The sequence below is a fragment of the Bacillus cereus group sp. BfR-BA-01355 genome (assembly GCF_022663675.1).
Lineage (GTDB): Bacteria > Bacillota > Bacilli > Bacillales > Bacillaceae_G > Bacillus_A > Bacillus_A thuringiensis_S.
In genome coordinates this window covers 1-5,551 of the sequence record NZ_JAKUFY010000190.1, presented here as the reverse complement: position 1 = coordinate 5,551, position 5,551 = coordinate 1, and the positions used below count along the sequence as shown (strand labels likewise).

Sequence of the window (5,551 nt, the reverse complement as noted above, 5' to 3'; positions counted from 1 at the left end):
ATTTTAGGTTTTAATTTACTAGCAAAATACTTGGCTGCTTCATCTAATACATCCAGTTCAACCTTTTTATTCACACGTAATAGCGTATTGATATCTTCTAAAGCTTCAGCAAAACCATTGTTATTTGAAGCCATTACTGGATACACCTCACATACGTTATAAACTGCGTGATAGTGTCGTCGTTCTCGTCATAACCCATTCCATCAAATTGAGAATAAGACACACCTGCTTCGTTAAAAACAGCCTTTAATGGCTCGTAATCTTTTTCAGTTCCATTTGTAATGACTGCAATTTGATAAAGTGGCATATCTTTTAGAACCTTATTAGAAGCTCTTTTATGTTGCTCATTCACAAACTCATACACAATGTAAGGATAATTTGCTGTTGTAGGTGCACTATCACGATAAACTGGTATACCAGATTTCTTCATGATGTCTCGTAACTCTTGAAAGCTAATTTGCATAGGACAATGACACCTCCATCAATCGGTCTTCTTCACGCACATAAATACGTTCAATATCATAGATACGGCCACCAACTTTTACACGATAATCCTTTTGGTTATTTTCAATGTCACGATCAATACGGACTTCAATTTTCTTTACAATTTCATTCGTATCTTTCGTTGTAAATTTATCAGTGGCTGTAACCCCAATATTGTTATAACGAATGTTACGTTCTAACGGATATCCCATCACAACACGGTCTGTTTCCGGATCAATGGTTTCTCCTAATTTAAGTAGCTCACCCATCCATTTGAGTTTATTCGTCTTTCTCTTCATCGGCATAAACCTCCTGGACAAACATCGGCGTTAAAGCATCAAGAGCTTGTTCTAATTCTTTTTCAGCGACCCTGTAATCATAGTAAATACCGGCGACCATAATAATTAAATACGCGGTCTGTTTACCTGTCGCATTCTTTACATAAGTCTTTGCTTGAGTGATATAAAAAGAGAGCATGGCTTCATCCATACCCTCTTCCCAATGAATATGAGATTTTAATTTCTCAATTAAATCTTCCATATTAAGCACCTGGTGTAGTTTGACCTTTCAAGACGTACTTATAAACTGGAACTTCAAATGGAGAATGAATTAATTGAGCATCTAGTAAGTTCCAGATACGGAAACCTACACGGTTTGTACGTGAGAATAACTCAACTAATTTTTGGACTTCTAATGATCCAATGACATCTTGAATATAGAATTTAGAGAAGTCACCAAAATAGAATACTGGTGTATCTGGTGAATCAGGAATGTCAATTGCATCTTCTTCCTCAACTGGGAAACCTAATAACGTATAACCAATTCCACCTTCCGCTTGATTAAACGGGCGAAGTAATGGGAAACCGTCATCTGTTTTCATAGTTTCAATTTTTGTTAGTGCTGCTGTATTTAACACCCATCGTGCTTTTTTACGTACTTCTTTAACAGGTGTATTTTTCATTTTTACTAATGCATCATAAAGATTCTTTTCATCAGTTTTAAATTCAACAGCTTTCTTTGCTAATGCACCGTCATTTATGTTATTAGCTTCATCACCATTAACCATATACTGAGTTTCTTTACGAACATAAGCTTTTTTCAACTCATCCATAACAATTTGTTCAATTGGTAAACCTGTACGTGCCAATAGCTTTTTCGTTACTGTAGCAAGCGCATCAAATTCTGTTGGTGATAATTCAATTTCATCGAATTCGATATCTGTTTCTGGAATTTCATTATTTGTTCGCTCGTTTTTATGACCTTGAGCTTCTGCCTTCTTAACTAGAACAGGATACTTAATATTTTCTTTTGTTTTTACTCCTGTACCTAATCGACGTAAGAAGTTTTCTTCTTGAGCATACGTAATAATTTCTTTACTTAAGAAATCTGGAATCGTAACAGAACCATTGCCAGTAACTAATCCTAATGCACGAGCTTCTCTTTCATCAATATTACCCACAATATAATTAGCAAAAGCTGAACGAGTTTCCTTTTCTTTATTTTTAGTAGATTTATGACCTTTAGTAGAAAGACCTGTTGCAATAGCTGCCATGATTTCAGAACGTTCTTCTTTTGGAATTTCTTTTGATTGATTTGGATCTTCTTTTACTTCTGGATCTTCTTTTTTATCTGGATCGTCATCTTTCTTTTTGTCTGGATCTTCTTCCTTTTCGTCTGCTTCTAATTTTGCTAATTCATCAGCAAGAGTTTTCGCTTCTTCTGTTAATGCTTCCACTTCAGCCTTAACTGCTGCTAATTCTTCCGAACGAACTTCACCCTTCTCTACTTTCCCTTGTAATTCTGCTAATCGAGCTTTATTTCGTGCTTGAGATGCTTTTAAGATTTCTTTTAAGTTCATGTTAATTTTCCTCCAGGACTTTTTTTATTTGTTTAATAATGTTGTTTCTTTCCTCTGTATCATCTTCCACAACTGTTTTTACAGCTGCTTCTTCACTTCTCATTTCAATCATGGCTGTATTTTCGCCCCTGGTTTCAATAGAAGTTGCAACATAAGCTGGCGTCATGTCCAAAATAGAAACTTCTAAAAGCTCTAATTCTTCAATAGATCGTTTTTGAACACCAGATTCACCTTCTTCCCATGAATCTTTTTCAGAAACAAAACCAAATGACCAACCACGTAATTCTTTATTCCTTGCCTTCTTAATCACTTGCTCATCTGTAACCGTAGCGATGGCTCTTAAACCAATATTGTCTTCATACAATTCCAGATTTCCGTTTTCAATAGAACCAAGATTTCTATTCTTATCGTGGTTAAAAAGCAAGTCCACATTCTTTGCTTTCTTTAACGCTTTTTCAAACGTCTTAGGGACAATTCTCTCTTTGAAATATCCCCTTGGAGAAGGCAACATTCGACTTTCTCTGTCCACAACATTTACATATCCATCAAGTATGACTTGATTCCCTCGGACCTCAATTTTCATTCTCTTCACCTCCTCCCAATGAACCATCGTTTGCTTCTTTCTTACCGATTTCAGTTAAATCATTTGAAATATAAATAGATTGTGATTCCTTTGTATTTTGTTTAGGGAATCCAAGCATATCAGCAACATTGTCAGGTGAAGTAATAGCGGTACGTACCAGGTTGTAACCGATATTTGTCTTGTTGCTATAAGTAACAAAATCAAGAATATTAATCTTGAATTTAATTCGTTTCCCCGAATTTTGGCCATAAAAAAGAAGACTCAAATGGTCTTCAAAATTTTTCATTATTGGTCTAACTGCTTTATTATGGATATACATCATCGCTTTCTCAATATCTTCTTTGATTAACTCTGTGTATGTATCCACATTTATACCTAAAAACTTACCCAAATCCTTTTTGTATACATTTAGGTATGCTAAGGTCTTTTCATCATCTAATGGGCTTTTAAGCGTTTCTATTTCATAACCTTTTCCTAAAGGAATCATCTTAACTGACCTTGCATCATCAATTGATTCCAACTGATCTAAAATCTTTTTAATTAATTTTGACTGTGTACCATTTTGTGGATTGATATGCGCATCTAATTTTAATAGAAATGCTAGTAATCCACCTTTTTTGTACTTATCAGTCAAAGTTTTCTCAGCTGACATAACGCCCTCAAGTGTGTCTCTTCCCAAATCAAGAAGACCTTTCCCTCTTAAATGATCTGCGCCAATATTTTTCACATGACGAATCATAAAAGAGGGAACCTCTTGACCACCAATATTAAAATGTTCTACTAAATCATCATCTAGCTCTGTAAACACATTTGAAGCTAAATGTATTTGTGTACCATTTAATATAGGGAACGTTTCTCCCTCGAGTAAATAGGTATTTGTCATTAATTTAATAAATTCAGATTGCGTTAGATAATTATTAGGATTCTTTAAAATACGAAGTGCAATATCATCTTTAATTTCATTACCAAATTCATCTTCCACAACAATATCAGCCAATACCATTTGATTACTGATGTCTTGTAACAATTCGTATACATCACTAGATTGTAAGATGTTTGAATCCGTAACATACACACCGCCGTAACGAATACTTTTTCCTAAAACATCATCCAGATAACCACGCTTTTCAGCTTGTTTAAATAAAAAATTTGAAAACCTATCTCTTAAACCCAATTTCTCACCGCCTTTCAATTAACGAACATTAAAAGTATCCATTAATATATTTTTATTAGAACTTTAAATTTAAACTTTTTTTTAATAATTTATGTTGATATTCCCAAAAGAAAAAGGACCTTTTTTAGTCCTTAAATTTGTTACCACCTTAAAATTCAACACCATCATAAGCTTTGCTATGCATGTTAGACAATTATCTAATTATGCATGGACAATCACCTAAAAAATATTCAGCTACATATAATATCGAGAAAAGTAAAATTAAGATAAGGAGTGATTGTCTTTGTATCGTCAACCATTTTCACCTTGGAATTATACCTCTTGTATGCGAGATTGTTTGGCTGCTCCTGGAACGTCAGAGCAGGAATGCCATGGAGCTTGCAGTCATTATGCCTCAATGCCAATAGCATATACCGTACCGATGACATATGGTGGTATGAACCAAGCAGCACCTTACATTCCACAGCCGTATTATTATCCATATTCGTATCCTGTAAGTCCATATTCCTATTTTCCTATGCAATCTTCTATTCAATGCCCTTCTGATACTATAAAAATGTTAGATTGCGACAGTAGCGGTACCAGATGTCGTTGGGTGTGTCGTCCAATCTAGTAATTGAATATTTTTCGAGGGCCAATCAAACATGGCCCTTATCGCTATGAGTCTACAGTTTAATAACAAAAATCCAACTTTGAAATCTGACACCTTTTTATGGTGATATCAGAGCTATAGCGATTAGTTTGTTATCATTGGGTTTAGCTCTTGGACTCAAGGACAGAAAGACGTTCCTCGAGGTTAGCTAATTTCTTATATAACTCATCATTTTCAGTCTGGAGTTTTTCATTTAAACCTTGAATAGCAGCCAAGGCTACGCCTTGTAAATCAACGGTTGAAATATGTTTATTATCATCTTCATTTAGTTCAAAGACGGCATGGAAGTCCTGAGCGGTCGGGCCAATGTGACGCTCATTAGATGTATCATCTTTATAGTTCCAAGACTGGATTGGTATGCTGGCTAATTTATCAAGAATCTCAAGCGTGTCGACACTCGAGAAATTTTCCTTAGAGTTTTTGTCACTTGTAAGATTAACTCCGCGTACATTGACGTCACCGTTATTTAGAACCCGGAAGACCTCGCCGGCATTTCTACTTGTGCCGATGATGATGTCTCCTCCTGTAGTATCACTATAGGCCATCAAAGCTGGTCTAGTCTCCGCTCGGGTTAAAGCAAAAATACCGATGTGTTTATTACTTAAACCCCAAACACCAAAAAGGTTCTCGCTGTAGGCAGAGACACCAGCTCCAGCTTGGCTTGTAGCTCTTACTCCATCGCTAACAGTACTCTCTCCCAAGACCCCATATCCACTTTGGCTTCTACCTAAAACACCAACTCCTTCACTGGCGGTATGTTCCCCAAAAACAGCAGGCACAGTTGGATTATTAGAGTCACCA

At 35.7% G+C, this 5,551-nt stretch carries 8 protein-coding genes and 1 pseudogene; 1 reads left to right on the top strand and 8 read right to left on the bottom strand.

Going from position 1 to position 5,551, the window contains the following annotated elements; genetic code table 11:
• The 7 genes and pseudogenes from MR167_RS30145 to MR167_RS30115 all read right to left on the bottom strand — a co-directional run.
• Positions 1-134, bottom strand: a pseudogene (locus MR167_RS30145) (HK97 gp10 family phage protein); the annotation flags it as partial.
• Entirely contained in the window at positions 134-463 is a 330-nt protein-coding gene (locus MR167_RS30140) for a hypothetical protein (RefSeq protein ID WP_001167236.1), read from the bottom strand. The gene MR167_RS30140 and the pseudogene MR167_RS30145, both read right to left, overlap by 1 nt.
• A complete protein-coding gene (locus MR167_RS30135) occupies positions 453-782 on the bottom strand; it encodes a hypothetical protein (protein WP_000824250.1) in 330 nt (109 codons plus the stop codon). The genes MR167_RS30140 and MR167_RS30135 overlap by 11 nt, the downstream gene beginning before the upstream one ends.
• Complete coding sequence (locus MR167_RS30130; protein WP_242316143.1) at positions 763-1,023, bottom strand: head-tail connector protein; 261 nt, start codon at positions 1,021-1,023, stop codon at positions 763-765. Before MR167_RS30130 ends, MR167_RS30135 begins: the two co-directional genes overlap by 20 nt.
• 1 nt (position 1,024) lies before the next feature.
• The gene (locus MR167_RS30125; RefSeq protein WP_242316142.1) at positions 1,025-2,341 is read right to left on the bottom strand and encodes a phage major capsid protein; all 1,317 of its coding nucleotides are present in this window, start codon (positions 2,339-2,341) and stop codon (positions 1,025-1,027) included.
• Position 2,342: 1 nt separating this feature from the next.
• Positions 2,343-2,924 carry an HK97 family phage prohead protease gene (locus MR167_RS30120; protein WP_144518804.1) on the bottom strand — a complete coding sequence of 194 codons (582 nt, stop codon included), beginning with the start codon at positions 2,922-2,924 and terminating at the stop codon, positions 2,343-2,345.
• Complete coding sequence (locus MR167_RS30115) at positions 2,914-4,098, bottom strand: phage portal protein (protein ID WP_242316141.1); 1,185 nt, start codon at positions 4,096-4,098, stop codon at positions 2,914-2,916. Before MR167_RS30115 ends, MR167_RS30120 begins: the two co-directional genes overlap by 11 nt.
• 325 nt (positions 4,099-4,423) lie before the next feature.
• Here MR167_RS30115 and MR167_RS30110 point away from each other — a divergent pair, with 325 nt between their 5' ends.
• On the top strand, positions 4,424-4,711 hold the full coding sequence (locus MR167_RS30110) for a hypothetical protein (RefSeq protein ID WP_242316140.1): 288 nt from the start codon (positions 4,424-4,426) through the stop codon (positions 4,709-4,711).
• Between the two features lie 143 nt (positions 4,712-4,854).
• Here the strand turns inward: MR167_RS30110 and MR167_RS30105 are convergent.
• A partial coding sequence (locus MR167_RS30105) for a tail fiber domain-containing protein (protein WP_242316139.1) occupies positions 4,855-5,551 on the bottom strand: 697 nt, incomplete at its 5' end.

Excerpts from the sequence above, each read along its gene's own strand:
- MR167_RS30140 (WP_001167236.1), bottom strand. The coding sequence starts at position 463 with ATGCAAATTAGCTTTCAAGAGTTACGAGACATCATGAAGAAATCTGGT.
- MR167_RS30135 (WP_000824250.1), bottom strand. The coding sequence starts at position 782 with ATGAAGAGAAAGACGAATAAACTCAAATGGATGGGTGAGCTACTTAAA.
- MR167_RS30130 (WP_242316143.1), bottom strand. The coding sequence starts at position 1,023 with ATGGAAGATTTAATTGAGAAATTAAAATCTCATATTCATTGGGAAGAG.
- MR167_RS30125 (WP_242316142.1), bottom strand. The coding sequence starts at position 2,341 with ATGAACTTAAAAGAAATCTTAAAAGCATCTCAAGCACGAAATAAAGCT.
- MR167_RS30120 (WP_144518804.1), bottom strand. The coding sequence starts at position 2,924 with ATGAAAATTGAGGTCCGAGGGAATCAAGTCATACTTGATGGATATGTA.
- MR167_RS30110 (WP_242316140.1), top strand. The coding sequence starts at position 4,424 with ATGCGAGATTGTTTGGCTGCTCCTGGAACGTCAGAGCAGGAATGCCAT.